Below are 23,516 nucleotides of genomic sequence, written 5' to 3' on the forward strand. Positions count from 1 at the left end.
ACGGGACCTGTTTCGACCGGGTGCCCGTGGGAACCAGCGCTCAACAGAGAGGCACCCGATACGGACAAGGGGGTCCGGCCAGATGTCAACAGGCACGCTTCTGGCGATCATCATTCCCGTCGTGGTGGTGGTCGCCCTGATCGCCCTGGCCGTGGCGATGACCATGCGGCGACGCCGTCGTCTGCGTGAGCGCTTCGGCCCCGAGTACGAACGCACCGTCGAGGACACCGGGAGCCGGCGGGCCGCCGAGCACGACCTCAGCACCCGCGAGAAGCGCCATGCGTCGCTCGACATCCGGCCCCTGCCCGACAGCGCCAGAGACCGCTACGCCCGGGAATGGGTCGACGTGCAGCAGGAGTTCGTCGACCGGCCGGTGGACGCCGTGCACGACGCCGACCGGCTCGTGACCTCTCTGATGCACGAGCGCGGCTACCCCACGGAGGGCTACGAACAGCAGATGCGAGACCTCTCCGTCGAGCACGGCCGCACGCTGGAGCACTACCGGGCCGCCCATGAGATCAACACGCTGAGCACCGCACAGCGTGCCACCACCGAGCAGCTGCGGGGGGCCATGGTGCACTACCGGGCCCTGTTCGACGAGCTGCTCTCCGACGGACACCAGGCCGGGCCCGCCCGTGCCTGATCCGTACCCAGTCGCGCGGGAGAAATCATGCGGGACAACGGCACGACACAGCCCGCCGGGAGCGGGCTGACCACAGACGACATCGCCCGGGGCTCCGGTGGCGCGGCGGGCGAGGGGCAGGGCGCCGGGCCGCCGCCCGTCTTCCCCGGTGAGGAGACCGGCGGCGTCGGCGCGAGCGACACTCGCACCGCAGACACCGCAGACACCGCAGACACCGCAGACACCGCGGACACCTCCGCCGACGCGGGCACGGATACCGCGGTGGAGCCGGGCACACCCGCCCGGGCCGAGGACGACGCGGAGAAGACCTCCGCGGCGGACACGGGCGAGGGGGCGGACGAGGAACTGCTGGCACCCCAGGACAAGGAGAACTTCCGTACCCGCTGGCAGGCGATCCAGAACGATTTCGTCGACGATCCCCGGGAGGCCGTGCACTCTGCGGACTCGCTGGTCGCGGACGTCATGCAGAAGCTGGCCGCGACCTTCGCAGAACGCAGGGAGGGCCTTGAGGAGCAGTGGAACCGGGGCGAGCAGGCCGACACCGAGAGCCTGCGCGTGGCACTGCGCGAGTACCGCTCGTTCTTCAACCGGTTGCTCGCCACCTGACGGAGCCGGGCGCATCGCGTCGTTCGGCGCCTGGGAAGGCTCCGGCCGGTCCTCCGGCCGGAGCCTCCTCCGTGGTCGGCGCCGCGGCGTGCCCGGCTCCTGCACGGAACAGGGCTCAGCCGGCGTGTGCCACCCACTGCATCCACAGCGGCAGCAGGAGGAGCGCGACGACCGAGCTCTTGACGACGAGGGCTGCGGACATGTCGACGCTCACGTCGTAGCGCTGGGCGAAGATGAACAGGTTCTGCGGGGCGGGCATCGCGGCGATCAGGACGAGGTAGTTCAGCCAGTCGCCCCCGACCCCGAAGACGTAGCGGCACACGACGAAGGCCAGCAGCGGGAAGGCCACGCACTTGAAGGCGATGAGCCACATCTCCTCCACGGTGGTGCCGCGGACCTGCAGACCCGTCCCGCCGAGGTGCAGCCCGAGGGCGAACAGCGCCACGGGTGAGGCGCTGTCGCCCACGAACGCGAAGCTGTCGAGGACCAGCCCTGGCAGCCGCACGGGCAGCAGGTTGAGCACGATGCTGGCGTTGCAGGCGATCACGACCGGGGTCACCAGCGAGGCCACGACGGCCGCGCCGAGCCGTCTGCCGGGCCCTCCGGTACGGTTCGGACGGCCCAGTTCCATGATCGAGACGATGACCAGGGACAGGACGCAGACCTGGAACAGCAGCACCGGAAAGATCGGTGCCGCGTTCCCGAAGAGCATGATGAACACCGGCACGGCGAAGTAGGCCGTGTTGACCTGGACGGCCGCCATGATGCGCAGGGCCACACCGCGCGGGTCGCGCACCCCGGACATCCGCGCGAGGGCGCCCGTCAGCACGACCGCGACGCCCGCGGCGGCCGCGTAACCGGTGATCGCCCGCCAGTCGAACAGGGCGCCCAGGTCGCTTCGGTAGATGTTGCCGAAAAGGAAGCACGGGACGGCGAAGAGGAAGGCGTAGTCGGCGAAGACCTTGGAGTTCTCGGCCGGCACCACCTTGCGTCGCGCGAGGACGACCCCGCATCCGAAGGCCAGCACCACCGGTGCCAGTTTCTGCAGAGCCTCCACTGCTCCCAATGCACGCGCCCTTGCTCTTGCGGCTCCCGCGAAGGAGCCTGTTTCCCCTGCCGTGCCGGTCGGCTACTGGCCCACGCGTTCGGCACTTCCCCAGTGCTGCGGCCCTCGATCAGTTCCGGCAGCCGGTGATCAGGGTCCGGACGGCCACAAGAGTCCAACCGGCCTCCACGTAAGTCCATGCCCTCGCCGCGCCGCCGCTCGCATTCTTTGGTGTGTACGTGCCCACTGTCGAACACGCCGGACCGACCGGCGTTCCGCGTCAAGACCCCGTACAGCCACAGTTCACCGGAACAGCAGCTTCGGCCCCTTCCCTTCCCCCTCGCCCCTCTTGGAGGATGCCGGACGCTCCTGTCCCACTACCCCCCAAGAGGCCTTGCCCATGCCTGACATCAACCGGCGCCGTTTTCTGCAGATCGCGGGTGCGACAGCGGGTTTCGCGGCGCTGTCGAGCAGCATTGACCGCGCCGCGGCCATCCCCGCGGCCCGCCGCACCGGCACCATCCAGGACGTCGAGCACATCGTGGTGCTGATGCAGGAGAACCGTTCGTTCGACCACTACTTCGGCGCGCTGAAGGGCGTACGGGGATTCGGCGATCCGCGCCCCGTGACGCTGCCCAGCGGCAAGCCCGTCTGGCACCAGGCGGACGGCAAGAAGGTGACGCTCCCCTTCCACCCGACGGCCGACGATCTCGGGATGCAGTTCCTCCAGGGCCTGAACCACGACTGGGCCGGCGGCCACAAGGCGTTCAACAACGGCAAGTACGACCAGTGGGTGCCCGCCAAGACGCCGACGACGATGGCGTACCTCAACCGGGACGACATCCCCTTCCACTACGCCCTCGCCGACAAGTTCACCGTCTGCGACGCCTACCACTGCTCGTTCATCGGGGCCACGGACCCCAACCGCTATTACATGTGGACGGGTTACACCGGCAACGACGGCGTCGGCGGCGGGCCCGTCCTCGGCAACGAGGAGGCCGGGTACGGCTGGCGGACGTATCCCGAGCGGCTGGAGCAGGCCGGGATCTCCTGGAAGATCTACCAGGACACGGGCGACGGCCTGGACGCCGCCGGTCACTGGGGCTGGATCAGCGACGCCTACCGCGGCAACTACGGCGACAACTCGCTCCTCTATTTCAACCAGTACCGCAACGCCCAGCCCGGCAACCCGCTGTACGACAAGGCCCGCACCGGCACCGACGTCAAGAACGGCGACGGGTACCTCGACGACCTCACGGCCGACGTGCAGGCCGGCAGGCTGCCCCGGATCTCCTGGATCGCCGCCCCCGAGGCGTTCACCGAGCACTCCAACTTCCCCTCGAACTACGGTGCCTGGTACATCGCACGTGTCCTGGACGCGCTGACGTCCAACCCGGCGGTGTGGAGCAGGACGGCCCTGTTCATCACCTACGACGAGAACGACGGTTTCTTCGACCACATCGTGCCCCCGTACCCGCCGGCGTCGGCCGCGCAGGGCAGGTCCACCGCGGACACCTCCACCGAGATCTACGCGGGCGGCGCGTCGTACGCGGCGGGCCACTACGGCCTCGGCCCGCGGGTGCCGATGCTCGTCGTCTCCCCGTGGAGCACCGGCGGCTACGTGTGCTCCGAGGTCTTCGACCACACCTCGATCATCCGTTTCATGGAGCGCCGCTTCGGTGTGACGGAACCCAACATCTCGCCCTGGCGCCGCGCGATCTGCGGCGACCTCACCTCGGCCTTCGACTTCGACGCCGCCGACACCACCCCGGTGACACTGCCCGACACCTCGGCCTACGAGCCGCCGGACCACGAGCGCCACCCCGACTACCGGCCCACCCCGCCCGCCGTCGGCAGTATGCCGGCGCAGGAGCCCGGCGCGCGCCCCACCCGGCCGCTGCCGTACGCGCCCTACGTCGACAGCGCCGTGAACACCGCCGACGGCCGCATCGCCCTCACCTTCGCTCCGGGCGCGGCGGCCGGGGCGCAGTTCTACGTGACGTCGCCGAACCGCACCGACGCTCCGTGGACGTACACGGCAGAGGCGGGCAGGACCATCAGCGACACCTGGAACTCCGCCTACTCCAAGGGCACCCACCACCTCACCGTGCACGGCCCGAACGGCTTCCTGCGCACCTTCCGGAGCCCGGGGAAGACCGTGACCGTCGAGGCGAGGGCCCGTCACAACGCCACCACGGGGAACCTCGACCTGACGCTGACCAACCCCGGCACCACGGCCGCGAACCTCACCGTCACCAACGCCTACGGCGGCGCACCGAGGACCCTCGCCCTGCAGGCCGGGGCCACGATGACGCACACGGTCGACCTGAGCGGCACCGGGCGCTGGTACGACGTGTCGGTGGTCCGCGACACGGACACCGTCTTCCTGCGCCGCTTCGCGGGCCACGTGGAGACCGGCGCGCCGGGGGTGAGCGACCCGGCGATCCGGACCACCTGAGCCGTATGCTGCCGGGCGTGTACACGACGCAGGTCTCCCGGCACATCAGGGCGCCGCGGTCCGTTGTCTACCGGGCGCTGCTCGATGCGGAGGCACTCGCCACATGGCGGGTGCCCTCCGGCATGACCAGCCAGGTGCACGAGTTCGACGCCCGCGAGGGCGGCGCGTTCCGCATCTCGCTCACGTACGAGGGGCCGGGCGCCGGGAAGTCGGGGGCGCGTACCGACACCTACCACGGCCGCTTCGTGCGGCTGGTGCCCGACGAACGGGTCGTCGAGGTGTTCGAGTTCGAGACGGACCATCCCGCGCTGCGCGGCGAGATGAGGATGACGACGACGCTCACGGACGCGGCCGGCGGCACCGATGTGCTCATCGTGCACGAGGGCACGGGCCCGCATCGTCGAGGGGGCGTCCGGGGTACTGCGCGAGCAAGGTGTCGCCTTCACGACGCTCGACGACATCCGTAGCCGCACCGGTACGAGCAAGAGCCAGCTCTTCCACTACTTCCCCGAGGGCAAGGACCAACTGCTGCTGGCGGTGGCCCGGTTCGAAGCGGACCGTGTACTGGAGGACCAGCAGCCGCACCTGGGCCGTCTGGACTCGTGGGAGTCCTGGCAGCAGTGGCGGGACGTGGTGGTCGAACGCTATGAACGCCAGGGCGACCACTGCCCGTTGGGATCGCTGTTCCTGCAGGTCGGGCGGTCCGGCCCGGGTGCACGGGCGATCGTGACGGAGCTGATGCGCCAATGGCAGGAGCAACTCGCCCGCGGCATGCGGGCCCTCCAGGCGAACGGCCTGGTGTCACCGGCCCTCGATGTGGACCGGACGGCCGCCGCGCTGCTGGCGGGCATCCAGGGGGGCGTGGCCATCATGATGTCCACGGGCGACTCGACCCACCTCAAGGCGGCGCTCGACAACGGCATCGAGCACCTTCGCGCGACAACAGGCGGAACGGTACGGACGTGACGGCATCGAGCCGGGGCGCGCCCGCATCACCTTTTTGACTGGTGACGAGCGCGCCAGGCGGGAATGGTCACCTCGACCGCCCCGCTCAGACCCCCAGGGCCAGGCAGGAGAAGGACGTCCATGACCTCTCGGGGTCGTAGGCGTACCGCGTCGGGTCGTGCGGAGTGGCCGCCTTCTCCTCGACCATCTCCTCGTAGCGGATACGCTCGGGCAGCTCGCCGAATCGCGTTCGGCGTGCCGCCGCGGCGCTGTCCGTGGCCTTCTTGTTTCCATGGTCGCACTCCTCACGGTTGCGGTGGAACGGGTATGACACCTGTCAGGACGGTGACCAAGAGCGTCAGAAGCGGTCCACGTCGACAACGGCCTGGGCGAAGGCGGCGGGTGCCTCTTGGGGCACGTTGTGACCGACGCCCGCGAGGGTCCGGTGCTCGTACGCTCCCGTGAACCGGTCCCGGTACGAGGCGCCGCCGCCCGGAGCGGTGAAGGGATCCCGCTCGGCGTCGAGCGTGATGGTGGGCACCTCGATGACCGGCCGCGCGGCGAGCCGCTTCTCGAGGCCGTCGTAGCGGCGCTCCCCGTCGGCGAGGCTCAGCCGCCAGCGGTAGTTGTGGATGACGACGGCCGCGTAGTCGGGGTTGTCGAAGGCTGCCGCGGTGCGCTCGAATGTGGCGTCGTCGAAGTCCCACGTCGGGGAGACGGTGTCCCAGACGAGCCTGGCCAGGTCGTGGCGCTGGGTCTTGTCCTCCACGGCGAGCCGGCCTCGCTCGGTGGAGAAGTAGTACTGGTACCACCAGGCGTATTCGGCCTTGGGTGCCAGCGGCTTCAGGTTGGCCTCGCGGTTGGTGATGAGGTATCCGCTCACCGACACGAGGGCCTTGCAGCGTTCGGGCCAGAGCGCGGCGATGATGTCGGCGGTGCGCGAGCCCCAGTCGAAGCCGGCCAGAACGGCCCTCTCGATTCTCAGGGCGTCCATCAGGGCGATGACGTCGAGGGCGATTGCCGACTGCTGGGCGTTCCGGAACGTCCGGTCGGACAGGAAACGCGTCGTGCCGTGGCCACGCAGGTACGGGACGATCACCCGGTAGCCCTCGTCGGCCAGCAGCGGGGCGACGTCGATGTAGCTGTGGATGTCGTACGGCCAGCCGTACAGACAGATGACCGCGGGGCCGTGGGCGGGGCCCAGTTCGACGTAGCCGACGTTCAGCAGGCCGGCCCGTATCTGCTTCACCTGCGGAAACGCGGTGCGCCCGCCGGGAGTGACCGGGGGAACGGCTGACGCCGCGGCTGGGCCCCGGGGGGCGGCGGAGGCGGTCTGCAGGCCCTGAAGGCCGGTGAGTGAAACGGCGGCGGCGCCCGTGCCCAGCCCCAGGGCCTTGCTGAAGCCACGTCTGTTCAACACGTGCGTCCTCCATGCGTGTACGCGTTCCGGCTTGTGTGATGACGACTGTGACACAGGATGCGTCACCGGTCACGCCAGTGACGCATTCTGGCTCGCATCGGACCCGTCGGGCACGCATCACCTGGAATCCCGCATGAGGCCCATGCACGGGTACGCCAGTACTGGCTAGTGTCACCGCTCTGTTCGGTGACACGCCAAGTGCACGATGTCTCGTGAGTCTGGTCGCGCCGGCCACGCCACCACTCCCGAGCAGCCGTTCCGCGACGGGCTGGGCGGACTGCTTGCTCCACGACAGTAGTTCGGACTTGCTCAGTCCTTCGGAACGTGAACCTCACACGTGGAGAAGGGGTTTCGCTGCACGCATGCGAACAACGCACTCCACCGGCCACCGCTCCTGGCGGCCTCGTCCACGGTCGTGGCGCAGGCCGAATCAGAGAGCCCCCAGAGCGATCCGACTCGCCAGCCGAGATCACGGGTTCGTTTCGTGATGACGTCGACACATGCCGCCGGTGCCTGGTGGCGCTTGACCTCTGCGATGAATGCCAGGTACTCGGAATTCCGCAGCGATCCGCTCAGCCGGTCCAGCTGCCGCCTCGCTTCACGCCGCTCCTCCGGTGTCGTCTCCGGGTCGTGGACTCTCGCCAGCGCGTCGCCGGTATTCTTCGTGGTGCCCAAGATCCAGAATCGATCCTCCGGATCCCGCGGCCTGGCCCCCGGGGCTTGGAGAGTCTGCGGCACATCGCTGTTCTGCTGCACGTCATGCATGAAGCGGGGCCGCTCGTCCGGCGGCACCCGCGAGATGTCCTCCACCGCTTCGGTGGTCAGCACCGCAATGTTCCGCAGTGTGTCCTGTTCCTTCGGCGTCGCCGTCGGGTCCTCGGCCATTTCCAGTGTCGTGATGACCCCGTCCACGATCCTCGCGTATGCGGCCCGCTCCCCCGGCGTCGTCTGCTCCTCGTCCATGACATCCAACGTGCTGGTCAGCACCCTGTTCAGCTCTTCCTTCACCTCCTGCGGCGCCGTCAGTTCACCGAGTGTGTCGGCCAATTGTTTCCTCAGTTCCGGAGGTTCCGGTACGGGCTCCGGCTCGTCCGTCGACTGCGGAGGTGACGGCGGACTGTCGGGAGTCGGAGGTGATGGAGGTGACGGCGGGCCGTCCGGCTGCGGAGGTGACGGGGGTGACGGGGGACTGTCCGGCTGCGGAGGTGACGGGGGTGACGGCGGACTGTCCGGCTGCGGAGGTGACGGGGGTGACGGCGGGCCGTCCGGCTGCGGAGGTGACGGGGGCGTGGGCTGGCCAGGCGCTTCCTCCGCGACCCGAGCAACTACATGAGGCACTGCCGCAGCAGTGGCCAAGCTCGCAGGCAGTGCGAGCACGGCGGTCAAACAGGGCACGCCAAGAAGGCGGGAGATGTGTCGCCGGGGGCATTCGGCCATGACGATTCCAGGTGCGCTCGGGGAATTCGGCCCTTGAGGCGGCCCAGGGTCACCGGAGATCCACAGGCATCACAGAACAATCTTCGCCCCCGCACGGCATCCCGCAACCCGGGCACCATGGCCGCTGCAAGATCGCCACGGAACCGCGCTCAGGCCGCCGGAGCCTTCAACAATTCAACAAACGATACAACCGTTTTCGTATCAAACGAAGCCACACCATACCTTTCCCTTTCCCTTTTGTTTTCATCCTTGGCAGCGATCTCATGCCCCACGGTTTCCGGTCTGAAATCCGGTGACGACGAGATGAATGCCGTATACGACGAGTCAGAAGGACTCATCCCCCAGAGGGAGGTCACGTACACCGGACGACGCGTGACATTGATGAGATTGTTGCCGTGCCGGAGCCTGGCCCGATATGCAACATACTCTATTCCACATTTATCAGGAGGGCAGTAGAACGCTCCTTGATCCTTTCGCCACGAAGGATGCGGAACAATGAACTGTTCCGCATCCACCGTCCCTCGATCCTTTCTCATCATTTCAACCGTGAGCTCGGCCTCTATGGCGTCGTACCCGGCAGACCTGGGCATTAGGACCAGCTTCTCCTCACTGTATTCTTCACCCGGCGCGAGCCACGCACCGGCCCCGTAGAACAACCCGGCGCTTATGGTGTCGGATTCAGGGGCGCGTGTGAAAAGAAGTTTTACGTCGCCATCCCCCTGCTCCATGGCCTTCCTGCGCTCGCTCAGCCCCTCGGTTCCGTCGGAGAGGCCGGCGCGGAGACCACGAACCCAGTAGTGGTCGCCGATAATATATCCAGGGATCTTTCCGGTGTTTTTCACATGGAGGATCAGCGGGAGGTGGACCATGTCGAGCTCCGTATCGGTCCAAGCCTCACCGAATTCGGCCTTCAGACTGAAAAGTACGGGAGCGGAGACGGGTTGGTAGACCGCTGAATAGGACAGGTTGACAGCAGCCAGGAGTGTGGTGGCAGCCACTCCTGCCGCAAATTTCTTGGGGTGGGGAGTCCCCCGCCACGCCTCTGCTCGGATCAACAGCCACATGGCCCACACGGACCAGCACCAGAGTGGGAGACAGGCAAACAGAAAGTGCGTGTACTCCTTTTCCTGGAGCCACAGGACGAGCAGGAAAGTGGTGAAAGCCCACGCGATGAACGCCCCGGTCAGAACGAGGGCCCCGGAGAGCCTCCACCGCCGCTTTCCCCAGTAATCGCGCACCGCGAGCGCCGCCAGCCCCTGCACGCCCCCCAAGAGCATCAACAGGACGCCGGTCAGTCTTCCCGCGAACGTCAGTGCGCCGACGGCGTCCGGGCTTCCGACAACGGCCAGCAACGCCATGGATCCGAGCAGCCCCGCCATTGTCAGCGCCATGGCCATACGTCTTCGCCACGCGCGGTCGGGCCATGTTCCGCTGTCCGCCTCGCGCCAGTGCACGGATGCCCGGTCCTCCACATCCATGTCCCTCGGCCAACCAAGGCGCACGAGGACTTTCCGCAGATCGCGCAGCGACCACGCGCTCCCCACCTTCGTGCCGCCGATCGATATGTCGCGTAGCCCACGGCTGTCCGGTGGCTCGACGACCACCACCTTGGGTCTGCTCCTCATGGCCTCAGGCTCGGGTTCCCGCCTGGGGCGCGCAAAGAGGGTTGCTCCATTCGTCGTCACCGGCCCGGGCCTGCTTCAGGCACCGACCGGACCGTCCGTCGGTGTCAGCCGTCCACCGGGAGGCCGGCGGGCTCCTTGATCCGCTTCATGATGATCTGCGAGTTGACCTCGGTGACACCGGACAGGGCCGTGAGCTTCTCGATCCACAGCTGCTCGTACGCCCGGAGGTCGGCCACCGCGATCCGCAGCAGGCACCCGGGGCTGCCGAACAACCGGTACGCCTCGATGACGTCCGGGATGTCCTGGAGCGCCGCCTCGAACGCCTCGACCGCCTCGCGATCACGCCTCACCTCGATGGAGACGAGCACCTCGAAGCTGCGCCCGACGGCCTCGGGGTCGATCACCGCGCGGTAGCCCTGGATCACCCCGTCCTGTTCCAGCTGGCGGACCCGGCGCATGCAGGGCGACGGCGTCAGGCCCACGCGCTGGGCCAGGTCCTGGTTGCTGAGCCGTCCGTCCTGCTGGAGCTCACGCAAGATGGCACGATCGATGGCGTCCATTGCGCAATTATCCACTACGACCCCGCGGCCATGCGAGCCAAAGAGGCAATCATATTGCGGAGCAATCCGCCTATCATTGCGTCGCACTCGAACCACCGCCCCCCGGGCACCCACGAGGAGAACGCAGATGGGACGGATCGTCGTCATCAGCACCGGCGGAACCATAGCCAGCCGCTGGCAGGGATCCGGATTCGCCGCCGATGCCCACGGCCAGGAGGTCATGGCGACCGCGGCGGTCCCCGCGGACGTCACCATCGAGGTCGTCGACCTGTTCAGCGTGAACAGCCCCCGTCTCACCACGGCCCATCAGCTCACCCTGCTGCGCACCGTCCACGAGGTGCTCGCCGACCCGGACGTGGACGGCATCGTCGTCACGCACGGCACGGACACCCTGGAGGAGTCGGCGTTCCTCGTCGACCTGCACCACGACGACCCGCGTCCGGTCGTCTTCACCGGCGCCCAGCTGCCGCTCGACGCCGCCGACGGCGACGGCCCCGGCAACCTCCACGACGCGCTGCTGACCGCCTCGACGACCCGCGGCCTCGGTGTGCTGGTCGCCTTCGACGGCAAGGTGCATGCCGCACGCGGCACGGTCAAGACCCAGACACTCGCGGCAGACGCCTTCGCCGACCCGTCCGGCGCCCGCATCGGCAACGTGGGCTTCGGGCGCGTCTCGGTCCTGCGGCAGCCCCGGCGTCCCGTGGGCCTGCCGCTCCCGGCCATGCCCGACACCCCGCCGCGCGTGGACATGGTGATGCACCACAGCGATGCCGACCCGTATCTGCTGAACGCGGCCGTAGACGCCGGCGCGCAGGGCATCGTCCTGGTGGCCACCGGCGCCGGCAACGCCACCCCCGAGACCGTCGAGGCCGTCGCCGCCGCCGTGTCCCGCGGCGTGCTGGTCGCCCTGACCACGCGGGTCCAGGCCGGACCCGTCGCCGAGATCTACACCCACGGCGGTGCGGTCGACCTCGTCGCCGCCGGGGCCGTGCCGGCGGGCACGCTGCGGGCCGGCCAGACCCGCATCGCCGTGCTCAGCGCCCTGCTCGCCACCTCCGACCCGAGCGAGCGCGACGAGGTGCTGCGCCAGGCGCTCGCCGTCCCCGCGCGGGCCGACGCCCCGTCGCCGGCCGAACTGGCCCGGGCCTAGGCCCTGTCGGCCGCCGCACCGGCCCCGATCGCGCCGGCCGCGCCCCTCTCATGTCACTCCCTTCACCCACGCCCCGACCCGCGTATCCACGCGACAGGAGAAGCAGAACCTCCATGGCCACGCACCAGGACCACGTCCACCCCGGGACGCGCGCCGAGCACGACCTGCTCGGTGACCGCGACGTCCCCGCCGACGCGTACTACGGCATCCACACCCTGCGGGCGGTGGAGAACTTCCCCATCACCGGCATCCCCGTCTCGACCTCCCCGGACCTCGTCATCGCCCTGGCCTGCGTCAAGCAGGCAGCGGCCCTCGCCAACCGCGACCTCGGCCTGCTGGAGGGACGCAAGGCGGACGCGATCGTGGCGGCGTGCGAGGAGATCCGGGCCGGACGGCTCCATGACGCGTTCGTCGTCGACGTGATCCAGGGCGGCGCCGGCACCTCGACCAACATGAACGCCAACGAGGTCGTGGCCAACCGCGCCCTGGAGATCCTCGGTCACCGCAAGGGCGAGTACGCCCACCTGCACCCGCTGGAGGACGTCAACGCGGGCCAGAGCACCAACGACGTCTACCCGACCGCCGTCAAGATCGCGCTCGACTTCACGGCCCAGCGCCTGCTGGACGCCATGGAGGTGCTGCGCTCGGCATTCGCCGTGAAGGCCGAGGAGTTCGCGGACGTCCTCAAGATGGGCCGCACGCAGCTGCAGGACGCGGTCCCCATGACGCTGGGCCAGGAATTCGCCACGTACGCCGTCATGCTGGCCGAGGACCACAAGCGGCTCACCGAGGCACGGGAGCTGATCCGCGAGATCAATCTGGGCGGCACCGCCATCGGCACCGGGCTCAACGCCCACCCCGAGTACGCGGCGCTGGCCTGCCGTCACCTGCGCACCATCACCGGACTGCCGCTGACGGTCGCCGACGACCTCGTCGAGGCCACCCAGGACGCGGGCGCGTTCGTCCAGCTGTCGGGGGTACTGAAGCGGATCGCCGTCAAGCTCTCCAAGGTCTGCAACGACCTGCGGCTGCTGTCCTGCGGGCCGCGCGCGGGCTTCGCCGAGATCAACCTGCCTGCGGTGCAGGCGGGATCCAGCATCATGCCCGGCAAGGTGAACCCCGTCGTCCCCGAGGTCGTCAACCAGATCGCCTTCGAGGTCATCGGCAACGACATGGCCGTGACCATGGCCGCCGAAGCGGGTCAGCTCCAGCTGAACGCCTTCGAACCGGTCATCGCCCACAGCCTCCTCAAGAGCCTGACCCACCTGCGGGCCGGCTGCCTGACCCTCGCCGAGCGCTGCGTCGCCGGCATCACCGCGAACCGCGAGCACCTCGCCCACCTCGTCACCCACTCCATCGGCCTGGCGACCGCGCTCAACCCGCACATCGGGTACGAGCAGGCCACCGCCGTCGCCCAGGAAGCGCTGGTGACCGGCCGGAGTGTGCGCGAACTCGTCCTGGACAAGGGCCTGCTGACCGAGAGCGACCTGCAGCTCGTCCTGCACCCGGACAATCTCGCCCGGCCCCACGTCCTGGCCGAGGCCGCCGGCCCGGCACTCGGCTGAGACACGACATCACGCCCGGGCGGGTGGCTCGGTCCACGAGGACGGACCGCGCGCCCGGGCGGGTGGCCCCGTTCACGAGAACGGACCCGGCGGCGATGTCCCGCGCCGCCCGCCGGGCGCACCCCGGCGTAGGGTCCGCTCCGCGGCCCCGCGTTGTCGGCTCCCGTCGCGCGGATCCCGCGGCCGCCTCGCCCGGCGAAGGGGTGCGCACGTGCAGGTACTGGAGTTCGTCGAGGCGCCGTGCGTGCTCGGTCTGCGGCCGTCCGGTGTCCAGGACCTCCCGCAGGCACTGCTGGACGCAGGGCTGATGAACCTCCCGGGGACCGTGCTGGCGGGCCGGGTCGAAGCGCCGGCGTACGACCCGCGGCGTGACGAGGAGACCGGGGTCCTCAACCCCACGGGTATCGCGCGGTATTCGGTCGAACTGGCCGACACGGTCGGCCGTGTGCTCCTCCGCGGCCACTTCCCCGTCGTACTCGGCGGCGACTGCAGCATCCTGCTCGGCGCCCTGCTCGCGCTGCACCGCCGCGGACGTCACGGTCTGCTGTTCCTCGACGGCCACACAGACTTCTACCAGCCGTCCGCCGAGCCGGCCGGCGAGGCCGCGTCGATGGAACTGGCACTGGCGACGGGCCGCGGCCCCCGGCTCCTCACCGATCTGGAGGGACGGGGGCCGTTGCTGCGGGACGAGGACGTCGTCGCCTTCGGCTTCCGTGACGAGGCGGAGTCGGCGCGGGCGGGGATGCAGCCGCTGCCGCCGCGCCTGCACGCGATGGGGCTCGACCGGGTCCGCGCGGCGGGGGCCGCCGTTGCCGCGCGGCAGGCGGTCGACCGTCTCGCCGACGGGGAGACGGCGGGCTTCTGGGTGCACCTCGACGTCGACGTCCTGGACGACGCGATCATGCCGGCCGTCGACTACCGGATCCCGGACGGGCTGTCGTGGACGGAGCTGGAGACGGTGCTGCGGACGGCACTGGCCGACGAGCGGGCCCGGGGCCTGGACGTGACCATCTTCAACCCCCGGCTCGATCCCGGGGGGACGTTGGCGACGCGTCTCGTGGAGTGCCTGCGTGAGGGGTTGTCGGCACGGAGGGACCGGCGCGCCTGACCCCTGAGGCCGACCGCCGGACCCGCGCGCCCCCGCGGCGAGTGACCACCGGCGATCGTCGACGGCCGGCGCACCACCCGCCTCGTCGCCACCTGCGGTCGTCCACGCCGAAGGACCACCCGCCTCCTCGCCACCGGCGTCGTCGACGGCCGGCGCGCCACCGGCCTCGTCGCCACCGGCCGTCGTCCATGCCCGGCGCACTGCCCCCGTGGCCCCGGCGCTCACCGCCGCCCCCGAGGCGCAGCGGAGGGGGGCGAAAAGTACATTGATCCTAGAAGGGGTCATGATCGGGCCGTCGTCACGGCCCGCCCTTCGGCCGCGCGCCGCACCTCACCGGAGGTCCCGCCACGGACGCCCAGGTCCCCGGGAGTGGAACGCTATGAACCGGCCCAGGCCCGACAGGTTCGACGCCTCGCGGCGTGCCCTGCGCGGCCCGCTGTCCGTGCTGGGTTCGCGCAGCGTCGCCGGGCAGGTCCTCTTCCTCCAGATCGTGGTCGCGGTGCTGCTCATCACGGCCGCCCTGATCGCCCTGGTCGTACAGGCCCGGCACAACAGCGAGGAGGATGCGCAGACACGGTCGCTGGCCACCGCCGCCGCCTTCGCCCAGGCCCCGGGGACCGCGGCCGCGCTGCGCTCGTCGGACCCCAGGGCCGTGCTCCAGCCGCTCATGGCGGGCACCGCGCGCGAGTCCGGAGTCGACTTCGTCACCGTGATGGCCCCGGACGGCATGCGCTACGCCGACACCGATCCCGAGCTGGTCGGCCGGGCGGCCATCGGGGTGGAGCGGGCCGCGACCGGGGAGGCGTTCACGGAGATCTTCGAAGGCGATCCGGGCGACGCGGCCCGCGCGATCGTTCCGGTCACGGCACCCGACGGATCGGTCGTCGGTCTGGTCGGTGCCGGTGTGCAGATCGAGAACGTCGGCAACGCCGTGGACCAGCAGCTGCCGGTGCTCCTGACGTCCGCCGCCCTCGCACTCGCCCTGGCCACGGCCAGCGCCGCCCTGGTGAGCCGGCGTCTGCGACGCCAGACGCGCGGCATCGGCCCCGAAGAGATGACCCGGATGTACGAGCACCACGACGCGGTCCTGCACGCGGTGCGCGAGGGCATCCTGATCGTCGGCGGCGACGACCGCCTGATGCTGGCCAACGACGAGGCCCGCCGCCTCCTGGAGCTGCCGCCGGACTCCGACGGGCAGAGCGTGGCCGATCTGGGTCTGGACGACGACATCGCCGAGCTGCTGGTGTCCGACCGTGCCGTCACCGACGAGGTGCATCTGGCAGGGGACCGGCTGCTGGCCGTCAGTACGCGCCCGACCGGGCCCTACGGCGGGAACTCGGGCAACGTGGCGACGCTCCGCGACACCACGGAGCTGCGGGCCCTGGCCGGCACGGCGGAGGTGGCCCGGGAGCGCCTGAAGATCCTCTACGAGGCCGGGGTGCGGATCGGGACCACACTGGATGTGGTGCGGACCGCGGAGGAGCTGTCGCGGGTGGCGGTCCCCCGCTTCGCGGACTTCGTGACGGTCGAACTGCCCGACGCGGTGCTGCACGGCGACGAGCCCTCGGTCGCGCCCTCGGAGATGCGCCGGGCGGCGCTGTGCGGCATCCGGGCGGACCCCCCCTTCCAGCCGGTCGGCGACGTGATCCACTTCGTGGCGCACGCCACGCCGATGGCGGCGGCCATGGCCAGCGGTCACGCGGCCCTGGAGGCCGATCTGACGGTCGCGGACGCCTGGCGGGCGCAGGACCGCCACGGCGCGGACGTCGCCCTGGCCTACGGGGTCCACTCGCTCATCACGGCACCGCTGCAGGGCAGCGGCGTGGTGCTGGGCATGGTCAACTTCTGGCGTGCGGAGCGGCCCGACCCGTTCGAGGAGGAGGACCTGACCTTCGCCGAGGAGCTGGCCGCCCGTGCGGCCGTCGCCATCGACAACGCGCGCCGCTTCACGCGCGAGCACCGGATGGCCGAAACACTCCAGCGCAGCCTGCTGCCCCACGTGCTGCCCAGCCAGAGCGCCCTCGACATCGCGTACCGCTACCTGCCCGCACAGGCACGGGTGGGCGGCGACTGGTTCGATGTGATCCCGCTGCCCGGCGCTCGGGTCGCGCTCGTCGTCGGCGACGTGGTCGGCCACGGCCTGCACGCCGCGGCGACCATGGGCCGCCTGCGGACGGCGGTGCACAACTTCTCCACGCTGGACCTGCCTCCAGACGAGTTGCTGAGCCGCCTCGACGAACTGGTCAGCCGCATCGACCAGGACGAGCCGGACGGCGACGGCGAGGGCACGACCGGCGCCACCTGCCTGTACGCGATCTACGATCCGGTCTCCGGACTGTGCAGCATGGCGACGGCCGGTCACCTGGTGCCGGCGCTGACGCACCGGGACGGGACGGTGGAGTTCGTGGACGTACCCGTCTCGCCCCCGCTGGGCCTGGGCGGCCTGCCGCTGGAGGTCGCGGAGGTGCGCCTGCCCGAGGGCAGCAGCCTCGTCCTGTACACCGACGGCCTCGTCGAGGACCGCGACCGCGACATCGACGCGGGACTGGAGGCGCTGCGCGGGGTGCTGTCCGACCATGCCGGCGGCGAGCCCGAGGAGATCTGCGAGGCGGTGACGGACACCCTGCTGTCCACGCCGCGCCGCGACGACATCGCGCTGCTGGTGGCGCGTACCCGGCTGCTGGATCCGGAGCGGGTCGCCACGTGGGACGTGCCCCGCGACCCGGCGGCCGTCGCCCCGGTCCGCAACGCCTGCAGACGCCGACTCGAGGAGTGGGGACTGGAGGAAGTGGGATTCACCACGGAACTCGTGCTGAGCGAGCTGATCACCAACGCGATCCGCTACGGCTCCGAGCCGATCCACGTACGGCTCCTGTACGAGCGCACTCTCGTGTGCGAGGTAGCCGACGGCAGCAGCACCTCCCCCCATCTGCGCCGCGCTGCCACCACCGACGAAGGAGGCCGCGGTCTGTTCCTCGTGTCCCAGCTCGCCACGCGATGGGGAACGAGGTACACACCGACGGGGAAGGTGATCTGGACGGAGCAGTCCCTGACGAACGGTCATATCCCGCTGGAGGTGTTGCTCGGCACGTGACGCTTCGCCCGAAGCGGGGCGAACGGTGTGCCCGGTGTGCGCGGTGGTGACCGTGGATGTCAGGATGCAGTCATGAGCAACAACGTGTACTTCGACATCGCCATCGACGACCAGCCCGCCGGCCGGATCGTCTTCACCCTGTTCGACGACGTGGTGCCCAAGACCGCCAAGAACTTCCGCGAGCTGGCCACGGGCGAGCACGGCTACGGCTACGAGGGCTCCTCCTTCCACCGCGTCATCCCGGACTTCATGCTCCAGGGCGGCGACTTCACCCGCGGCGACGGCACCGGCGGCCGGAGCATCTATGGCGAGAAGTTCGCCGACGAGAACTTCCAGATCAAGCACACCAAGCCGGGCCAGCTCTCGATGGCCAACGCGGGCCCCAACACCAACGGCTCGCAGTTCTTCATCACCACGATCGTCACCGACTGGCTGGACAACAAGCACGTCGTCTTCGGCGAGGTCGTCGAGGGCATGGACGTGGTGAAGCAGATCGAGTCGCTGGGCTCGCGCAGCGGCGCGGTCAAGTCCAAGGTCACGATCGCCAAGTCGGGCATCGTCGAGGGCTGATCACGCTCGAAGGGTGGAATGCCGGTGGTCCGGACGGGACCACCGGCACGCCACGACCGCGGCCCGCTCGTCTCAGCGGCGGGCGCAGGTCCAGGCGCCCATGCCCTGGATCCGGGCGAGTCTCTTCGCCGTCGCGATCTGCTGCGACCTCGTCGCCAGATCGGCCCGCGGCGCGTACGTCAGGCCGCCCGCGGCCCGCCAGCTCGACTGGGTGAACTGCAGGCCGCCGTAGTGTCCGTTGCCCGTGTTGGCGTGCCAGTTCCCGCTGGACTCGCACGCCGCGATGGCGTCCCAGTCGACCCGTGGGCCCGTCGGGGCCGTGCCCAGGGCGGAGTCGGCCCGGGCGCCCGGAGCGGCGCACAGCAGGACAAGTGAGGCGGAGACAGCGGCGCACAGACCCGCTCCGATGCGGATTCCCGTAGCCCGGCCGTTGTGGTGACGATGCATCAGACGCCCTTCTCTCGGCGGACCTGCCAGGACCGGGGCAGGCTGTCCCTGACCATAAGTTCAGGTGAGAAAGCCGGCATCCGCTGGTGCGCCCAACGGGTGGCCGAGCCGGCGCATGACGACGACGCTCCTGAGCACGGCCTCCGACCTCGCGCAGCCGGCCTCTTGTGACGGCCCTCGGCACAGCGGCGCGGCCCGGACGCACCTGCGAACGCGTCGCACCTGGTCAGAGGCCGTACGACGCTGGTAGCCGCAATGGGTTCCGCGTGCGACGGTAGGCCGTATGGCGGGGACAGAGCACGCACACGACGACCACACGCACCGGCACGATCATGATCACCGGCACGGGCCGGACGACCGGTGGTCCCGCATACGTCACGGGGCGGCGCACCTGATCCGTCCGCACTCCCACGAGTCGGCCGCCAAGGTCGACCGGGCACTGGAGACGTCCGCCCAGGGCCTGCGGGCGCTGTGGATCTCCCTGGCCGTCCTCGGCGCCACGGCGGTGGCACAGGCGGTCGTGGTGGTGCTGTCGGGCTCGGTGGCTCTGCTGGGCGACACCGTGCACAACGCGGCCGACGCGCTGACCGCGGTGCCGCTGGCCGTCGCGTTCGTCCTCGGCCGACGGGCGGCCACCCGGCGGTTCACCTACGGCTACGGCCGGGCCGAGGACCTGGCGGGCATCGTGATCGTGCTGACCATCGCCGCATCGGCCGCCTTCGCCGCGTGGTCGGCGGTGGACCGGCTGCTGAACCCGCGGGAGGTGAGCCACCTTCCGGCCGTCGCCGCCGCGGCCGTGATCGGCTTCGCGGGCAACGAGTGGGTCGCGCGCTACCGCATCCGCACCGGCCGCCGGATCGGGTCGGCGGCGCTGGTCGCCGACGGGCTGCACGCCCGCACCGACGGCTTCACCTCGCTGGCGGTTCTGCTCGGCGCGGGAGGCGCGGCCGTCGGCTGGCGCCTGGCCGACCCGATCGTCGGCCTCGCCATCACGGCCGCGATCCTGCTGGTGCTGCGCGACGCGGCCCGGGAGGTCTTCCACCGGCTGATGGACGCCGTCGACCCCGCCCTGATGGACGCGGCGGAGCGCGCGCTGCTCGGCGTGAGGGGGGTGCGGGCGGTGGGCGAGCTGCGGCTGCGCTGGATCGGGCACCGCCTGCGGGCGGAGGTGGCCGTCGTCGTCGACGGCCGGCTGACCGTGGTCGAGGCGCACCGGGTGGCCGTGGACGCCGAGCACGCGCTGCTCCATGCGCTGCCGCGGCTGACGGCCGCCCTGGTCCACGCCGACCCGGCGCCCCTGCCCGGGACGGGCGATCCGCACGCCGCCCTCCTGCACCACGCGGCGTGACCCGCGCGCGCCTCAGGCGCCGGCGGGGAACTCCTGCTCCGTCCAGATGATCTTGCCGGAGCTCGTGTACCGCGTGCCCCACCGCTGTACGAGCTGGGCCACGATGAACAGTCCACGGCCGCCTTCGTCCTCGACCGTGCTGTGGCGCAGGTGTGGTGACGTGTGCCCGGCGTCGGCGACCTCGCACAGCAGTGACCGGTCGCGGATAAGGCGCAGTTGCAACGGTCCCCCGGCGTACCGGACGGCGTTGGTGACCAGTTCCCTGACGACGAGTTCGGTTGCGAACGACAGCTCTGCCAGGCCCCAGGCGTCCAGCTGTCCGGTGACGAGTTCGCGGGCGCGGCCCACCACGACCGGTTCCGCCGGGAGTTCCCAGAGGGCGACCTGTCCGGCACCCAGTTGACGCGTACGGACGAGGAGCAGCGCGGTGTCGTCCGCCGCGGCCCCGCCGGGGCGCAGTTCGGCCACCGCAAGGTCGCACAGTTCCTCCAGGGGCCGGCCGCGGCCGTCGGAGAGCACACGGCCAGGGTGTCGAGTCCTTCGTCGATGTCGCGGTCGCGCGCCTCGACGAGGCCGTCGGTGAACAGGGCGATCAGGCTGCCCTCGGGCAGTTCCGTCTCCACCGCCTCGAACGGCATTCCGCCCAGTTCCAGCGGTGGGCCGCCCGGCAGTTCGGGGAAGGCGCACGAGCCGTCGGGCCGCACGATCGCGGGCGGCAGGTGCCCGGCCCGGGCCATCGCGCAGCGGCGGGAGACGGGGTCGTAGACGGCGTAGAGGCAGGTCGCGCCGATGGCCACGTCGGGTGGCGGGACGCCGGCCTCCGGCGGCCGGCCGTCCCCGGTGTCCCGGAGGAGGTCGGGCTGTCGTTCCGGCGACCGGCCGACCAGGTCGTCCAGGCGGGTCAGCAGTTCGTCGGGGGGCATGTCCAGTCGGGCGAGCGCCTCCACGGTCGTGCGCAGCCGGCCCATGGTGGCCGCCGCATGGAGCCCGTGCCCCACGACGTCCCCGACGACGAGGCCGACCCGTGCGCCGGAGAGCGGGATGACGTCCGCCCAGTCGCCGCCGACGCCGGTCACGTCGTCCGTGGGGAGGTAGCGGTGGGCGACGTCCACCGCGGGCTGCTGCGGAAGGTGCTGGGGCAGCAACTGGCGTTGCAGGGTGAGGGACGCGACGCGTTCGCGGGTGAAACGGCGGGCGTTGTCGATGGAGACGGCGGCGCGGGCGGTCAGCTCGTCCGCGAGCGCGACCTCGCCGTTGTCGAAGACGGCAGGGCGGCCGGTGCGCACGAAGGTGACGAGGCCCAGCGTGCCGCCGCGGGTCCGCAACGGCACGACCAGTGTGCTCTCGTCGAGTACCCGGCCGCCGGACGCGAGGCTCCGCAGCTGTGGCGAACCTCGCGGGTACGGCACCCGGCCGACCGGCTCACCCTGGTGGCCGGGCCGTGGTTCGCCCTCGTCCGCGTACGGCTCCGGCAGGACGACGTGCGCCGCGGCCCGCGGGGCGCACCGGGCGGCGACACGGACGTACACCGAGTCCACCGCCCCCTCGGCGCCGGGATCGCCGCCCTCCAGCACGGCACGCTCCAGGTCGACCGTGACGGCGTCGGCGAAGTCGGGGACGGCCACGTCCGCGATCTCCTGCGCCGTGACGGTCATGTCCAGCGTGGTCCCGATACGGCCGCCCGCCGCGACGAGCAGGGCCAGCCGGTTCTGGGCCTCGTAACGTTCGTGATGTCGAAGGCGTCCTCGCACACTCCCAGCACGTGCCCGTCGGCGTCCAGCAGCCGGTAGTACGAACACGACCAGACGTGGTCCTTCTCCGGATCGCTGGGGAGCTTTCCGCGGAAGTGCAGGTCGATCACCGCGGTTGGTGCATGACGTCGTTGAGCGTCCGTCCGTCGGCGGTCAGCAGGGTGCCGTCGGGGAACAGCTCGTCGGCCGTCCGGCCGCGGTACTCGGCCAGCGGGCGGCCCACCTCGTGGTCGTGTGCCGTGTTGGCCCACGTCAGCCTCAGCTGGGTGTCGTACACGGCCAGTCCGATCGCCGACTGGGTGGTCAGCCCGTGCAGCATGGGCCGCCGGATCTCGGACAGCCGCACGCTCTCCAGCTCGGCGATCAGCAGGATGCGTGCCGCCGGCCGCCGCCGGTGAGCGGGCACACGGCGAGTACGACCTGCAGGGCGTGGCCGTTGCGGTGCCGCGCCATGCGGGTGTCGCTGCCGCTGGGCACCAGGTCGTGCGCCGTGCGGCGGCCGGGGTCGGCGGGGTGGGAGCCGAGGAGCATGTCGACGGGCTGTCCGACAACCGCTTCGCCGGGGTGGCCCAGGAGTGCCTCGGCCGCGGGGCTCCACCCGATGACCGTGTTGTGGGCGTCGAGAACCACCGTGGCCGCTGTGGCGAGGTCGTGAGGGCCACGCGGATCAGCGTTCTCCGGCACGCCCCATGCGTTCGCCGCGTTCCCCGGACTCATGGCGGCTGAACCGGCACCGTTCATCTCCTTTAGAATCCGCCCCCGGCACATACGCGCACAAGCCGCGCCGGGACCCCGCCCCGGCCCGGCCGGCGGGCCGTCATCGTGCGAGTTCGCCGGCGGGGCCCATGACGATCACGGGCCGCTTTGCGGGGTCCAGGGCGCGCACCAGCTCCCGCATGGCGTCCCGGGGAAGCGAGATGCACGCCTGGGTGGGGCCGTCGTGGTCGACGTGGATCCACACGCCGCCGCCCTTGTCGGAGCCGAGCGGCCGTGCGTCGTCCAGCGGAGACGTTCCGGGGACGCGGTTGTAGTCGATGGCGACCACGTAGTCGAAGGAGCCGTCGAGAGGCTCGCCGAGGAAGCCGGTGCCCGTGGCGACGAACTCCTCGTCCTGGTCGTACGGCAGCCGGGACCCGGGGTCCGGCAGCAGCCCGCCGGCGTCGCCGAGCCCGAAGACGCCGATGGGTGTGCGCAGATCGCCCTGGCGGTGGTCGGACGTCCAGCCGCGCACGGCGTTGTGCGCGGGCCACGGCCCCGCGGTACGCCGCCACTGCTGTGTCGCGTCCTGCTCGTAGAGCACGGCGGTGGCGTCGCTGGTGTCCAGCGCCTCGCCGACGACCACCAGGGCCTGGCGTGTGCCGCCCGGGACTTCGGCGCGGGTGGCCGGTCCGACCCCGGGGAGGCGGTCAGGGAACGGCAGCCGGGACCGGGAGCCCGGGCGGGCGTCCTGCGGGGCGGCGTCGTGCGGGCCGGCGGCGGGTCCGGGCACCCCGTGGGCGGCCGTGAAGGACTTCGAGGGGGGTGCGGACGGTGTCTGCGTGCACGCGGCGAGCAGCGGCGCGGTGCACAGGGCTCCGACCAGCCACCTTGCGGCGCCGTTGCTGAGACTGAGGGGCATGGGGGCAGCATCCTCCGGCGCTCGGGAAAACAACGCCGCATGGGTACCCCGTCCGGGCCCGCCTCTGTCGCCCGCACCGCGTACTCACTCCACCGGGGCACGGCCGCATGGCCCAGGTCCGCCGTG

General features: G+C 70.8%; 19 protein-coding genes and 1 pseudogene. 11 read left to right on the top strand and 9 right to left on the bottom strand.

Annotation, left to right across the window (positions count from 1 at the left end; genetic code table 11):
* Positions 1 to 82 precede the first annotated feature (82 nt).
* Both ACLB9X_RS03655 and ACLB9X_RS03660 read left to right on the top strand, forming a co-directional pair.
* A complete protein-coding gene (locus tag ACLB9X_RS03655) occupies positions 83 to 643 on the top strand; it encodes a hypothetical protein (protein WP_410358741.1) in 561 nt (186 codons plus the stop codon).
* 27 nt (positions 644 to 670) lie between these two features.
* On the top strand, positions 671 to 1,249 hold the full coding sequence (locus tag ACLB9X_RS03660) for a hypothetical protein (protein WP_410358742.1): 579 nt from the start codon (positions 671 to 673) through the stop codon (positions 1,247 to 1,249).
* Positions 1,250 to 1,364: 115 nt separating this feature from the next.
* Here ACLB9X_RS03660 and ACLB9X_RS03665 read toward each other — a convergent pair whose 3' ends face one another.
* Positions 1,365 to 2,306 carry an AEC family transporter gene (locus ACLB9X_RS03665; RefSeq protein ID WP_410358743.1) on the bottom strand — a complete coding sequence of 314 codons (942 nt, stop codon included), beginning with the start codon at positions 2,304 to 2,306 and terminating at the stop codon, positions 1,365 to 1,367.
* Positions 2,307 to 2,694: 388 nt separating this feature from the next.
* Here ACLB9X_RS03665 and ACLB9X_RS03670 point away from each other — a divergent pair, with 388 nt between their 5' ends.
* From ACLB9X_RS03670 to ACLB9X_RS03680, 3 genes are read left to right on the top strand one after another with little or no spacing between them, the layout of a single operon-like run.
* Positions 2,695 to 4,752 (top strand): phosphocholine-specific phospholipase C, encoded by a 2,058-nt coding sequence (locus ACLB9X_RS03670; RefSeq protein WP_410358744.1) that lies wholly within the window; start codon positions 2,695 to 2,697, stop codon positions 4,750 to 4,752.
* 17 nt (positions 4,753 to 4,769) lie between these two features.
* Positions 4,770 to 5,219 carry an SRPBCC domain-containing protein gene (locus ACLB9X_RS03675; protein ID WP_410358746.1) on the top strand — a complete coding sequence of 150 codons (450 nt, stop codon included), beginning with the start codon at positions 4,770 to 4,772 and terminating at the stop codon, positions 5,217 to 5,219.
* On the top strand, positions 5,116 to 5,718 hold the full coding sequence (locus ACLB9X_RS03680; protein ID WP_410358748.1) for a TetR family transcriptional regulator C-terminal domain-containing protein: 603 nt from the start codon (positions 5,116 to 5,118) through the stop codon (positions 5,716 to 5,718). The genes ACLB9X_RS03675 and ACLB9X_RS03680 overlap by 104 nt, the downstream gene beginning before the upstream one ends.
* Positions 5,719 to 5,803: 85 nt before the next feature.
* Here ACLB9X_RS03680 and ACLB9X_RS03685 read toward each other — a convergent pair whose 3' ends face one another.
* The 5 genes from ACLB9X_RS03685 to ACLB9X_RS03705 form a co-directional block, all read right to left on the bottom strand.
* Positions 5,804 to 6,031: a hypothetical protein gene (locus tag ACLB9X_RS03685; protein WP_410358749.1), complete on the bottom strand. Its 228-nt coding sequence runs from the start codon at positions 6,029 to 6,031 to the stop codon at positions 5,804 to 5,806.
* 24 nt (positions 6,032 to 6,055) lie between these two features.
* Positions 6,056 to 7,117: an alpha/beta fold hydrolase gene (locus tag ACLB9X_RS03690; protein WP_410358750.1), complete on the bottom strand. Its 1,062-nt coding sequence runs from the start codon at positions 7,115 to 7,117 to the stop codon at positions 6,056 to 6,058.
* A 309-nt stretch (positions 7,118 to 7,426) separates the two neighbouring features.
* Positions 7,427 to 8,164, bottom strand: a complete 738-nt coding sequence (locus ACLB9X_RS03695; protein WP_410358751.1) for a hypothetical protein — start codon at positions 8,162 to 8,164, stop codon at positions 7,427 to 7,429.
* Between the two features lie 539 nt (positions 8,165 to 8,703).
* Positions 8,704 to 10,161 (bottom strand): hypothetical protein, encoded by a 1,458-nt coding sequence (locus tag ACLB9X_RS03700; protein ID WP_410358752.1) that lies wholly within the window; start codon positions 10,159 to 10,161, stop codon positions 8,704 to 8,706.
* A gap of 122 nt (positions 10,162 to 10,283) precedes the next feature.
* Positions 10,284 to 10,739, bottom strand: a complete 456-nt coding sequence (locus tag ACLB9X_RS03705; RefSeq protein ID WP_410358754.1) for an Lrp/AsnC family transcriptional regulator — start codon at positions 10,737 to 10,739, stop codon at positions 10,284 to 10,286.
* Positions 10,740 to 10,866: 127 nt separating this feature from the next.
* Here ACLB9X_RS03705 and ACLB9X_RS03710 point away from each other — a divergent pair, with 127 nt between their 5' ends.
* From ACLB9X_RS03710 to ACLB9X_RS03730, 5 genes are all read left to right on the top strand, one after another.
* The gene (locus ACLB9X_RS03710; RefSeq protein WP_410358756.1) at positions 10,867 to 11,889 is read left to right on the top strand and encodes an asparaginase; all 1,023 of its coding nucleotides are present in this window, start codon (positions 10,867 to 10,869) and stop codon (positions 11,887 to 11,889) included.
* A gap of 113 nt (positions 11,890 to 12,002) precedes the next feature.
* On the top strand, positions 12,003 to 13,454 hold the full coding sequence (gene aspA / locus ACLB9X_RS03715) for an aspartate ammonia-lyase (protein ID WP_410358757.1): 1,452 nt from the start codon (positions 12,003 to 12,005) through the stop codon (positions 13,452 to 13,454).
* Positions 13,455 to 13,665: 211 nt separating this feature from the next.
* Positions 13,666 to 14,562 carry an arginase family protein gene (locus tag ACLB9X_RS03720; RefSeq protein WP_410358758.1) on the top strand — a complete coding sequence of 299 codons (897 nt, stop codon included), beginning with the start codon at positions 13,666 to 13,668 and terminating at the stop codon, positions 14,560 to 14,562.
* A 379-nt stretch (positions 14,563 to 14,941) separates the two neighbouring features.
* On the top strand, positions 14,942 to 17,656 hold the full coding sequence (locus ACLB9X_RS03725; protein WP_410358759.1) for a SpoIIE family protein phosphatase: 2,715 nt from the start codon (positions 14,942 to 14,944) through the stop codon (positions 17,654 to 17,656).
* A gap of 72 nt (positions 17,657 to 17,728) precedes the next feature.
* A complete protein-coding gene (locus ACLB9X_RS03730; protein WP_410358760.1) occupies positions 17,729 to 18,226 on the top strand; it encodes a peptidylprolyl isomerase in 498 nt (165 codons plus the stop codon).
* Positions 18,227 to 18,298: 72 nt separating this feature from the next.
* Here the strand turns inward: ACLB9X_RS03730 and ACLB9X_RS03735 are convergent, their stop codons facing one another.
* Positions 18,299 to 18,673 (bottom strand): transglycosylase family protein, encoded by a 375-nt coding sequence (locus tag ACLB9X_RS03735; protein ID WP_410358761.1) that lies wholly within the window; start codon positions 18,671 to 18,673, stop codon positions 18,299 to 18,301.
* A 283-nt stretch (positions 18,674 to 18,956) separates the two neighbouring features.
* Between ACLB9X_RS03735 and ACLB9X_RS03740 the strand changes: the two genes are divergently transcribed.
* Positions 18,957 to 20,021, top strand: coding sequence for a cation diffusion facilitator family transporter (locus tag ACLB9X_RS03740; protein WP_410358762.1), 1,065 nt, complete (start codon positions 18,957 to 18,959; stop codon positions 20,019 to 20,021).
* Positions 20,022 to 20,033: 12 nt separating this feature from the next.
* Here ACLB9X_RS03740 and ACLB9X_RS03745 read toward each other — a convergent pair.
* Positions 20,034 to 22,489 (bottom strand): annotated as a pseudogene (locus tag ACLB9X_RS03745) (SpoIIE family protein phosphatase).
* A gap of 100 nt (positions 22,490 to 22,589) precedes the next feature.
* On the bottom strand, positions 22,590 to 23,390 hold the full coding sequence (locus tag ACLB9X_RS03750) for a hypothetical protein (protein ID WP_410358763.1): 801 nt from the start codon (positions 23,388 to 23,390) through the stop codon (positions 22,590 to 22,592).
* Positions 23,391 to 23,516: the final 126 nt, after the last annotated feature.

Source organism: Streptomyces sp. 5K101 (genome assembly GCF_046506645.1).
Lineage (GTDB): Bacteria > Actinomycetota > Actinomycetes > Streptomycetales > Streptomycetaceae > Streptomyces.

Coding starts and splice junctions, on each gene's coding strand:
- ACLB9X_RS03740 (WP_410358762.1), top strand. CDS start 18,957: ATGGCGGGGACAGAGCACGCACACGACGACCACACGCACCGGCACGAT.
- ACLB9X_RS03680 (WP_410358748.1), top strand. CDS start 5,116: ATGTGCTCATCGTGCACGAGGGCACGGGCCCGCATCGTCGAGGGGGCG.
- ACLB9X_RS03730 (WP_410358760.1), top strand. CDS start 17,729: ATGAGCAACAACGTGTACTTCGACATCGCCATCGACGACCAGCCCGCC.
- ACLB9X_RS03725 (WP_410358759.1), top strand. CDS start 14,942: ATGAACCGGCCCAGGCCCGACAGGTTCGACGCCTCGCGGCGTGCCCTG.
- ACLB9X_RS03655 (WP_410358741.1), top strand. CDS start 83: ATGTCAACAGGCACGCTTCTGGCGATCATCATTCCCGTCGTGGTGGTG.
- ACLB9X_RS03750 (WP_410358763.1), bottom strand. CDS start 23,390: ATGCCCCTCAGTCTCAGCAACGGCGCCGCAAGGTGGCTGGTCGGAGCC.
- ACLB9X_RS03710 (WP_410358756.1), top strand. CDS start 10,867: ATGGGACGGATCGTCGTCATCAGCACCGGCGGAACCATAGCCAGCCGC.
- ACLB9X_RS03735 (WP_410358761.1), bottom strand. CDS start 18,673: ATGCATCGTCACCACAACGGCCGGGCTACGGGAATCCGCATCGGAGCG.
- ACLB9X_RS03660 (WP_410358742.1), top strand. CDS start 671: ATGCGGGACAACGGCACGACACAGCCCGCCGGGAGCGGGCTGACCACA.
- ACLB9X_RS03705 (WP_410358754.1), bottom strand. CDS start 10,739: ATGGACGCCATCGATCGTGCCATCTTGCGTGAGCTCCAGCAGGACGGA.
- ACLB9X_RS03670 (WP_410358744.1), top strand. CDS start 2,695: ATGCCTGACATCAACCGGCGCCGTTTTCTGCAGATCGCGGGTGCGACA.
- aspA (WP_410358757.1), top strand. CDS start 12,003: ATGGCCACGCACCAGGACCACGTCCACCCCGGGACGCGCGCCGAGCAC.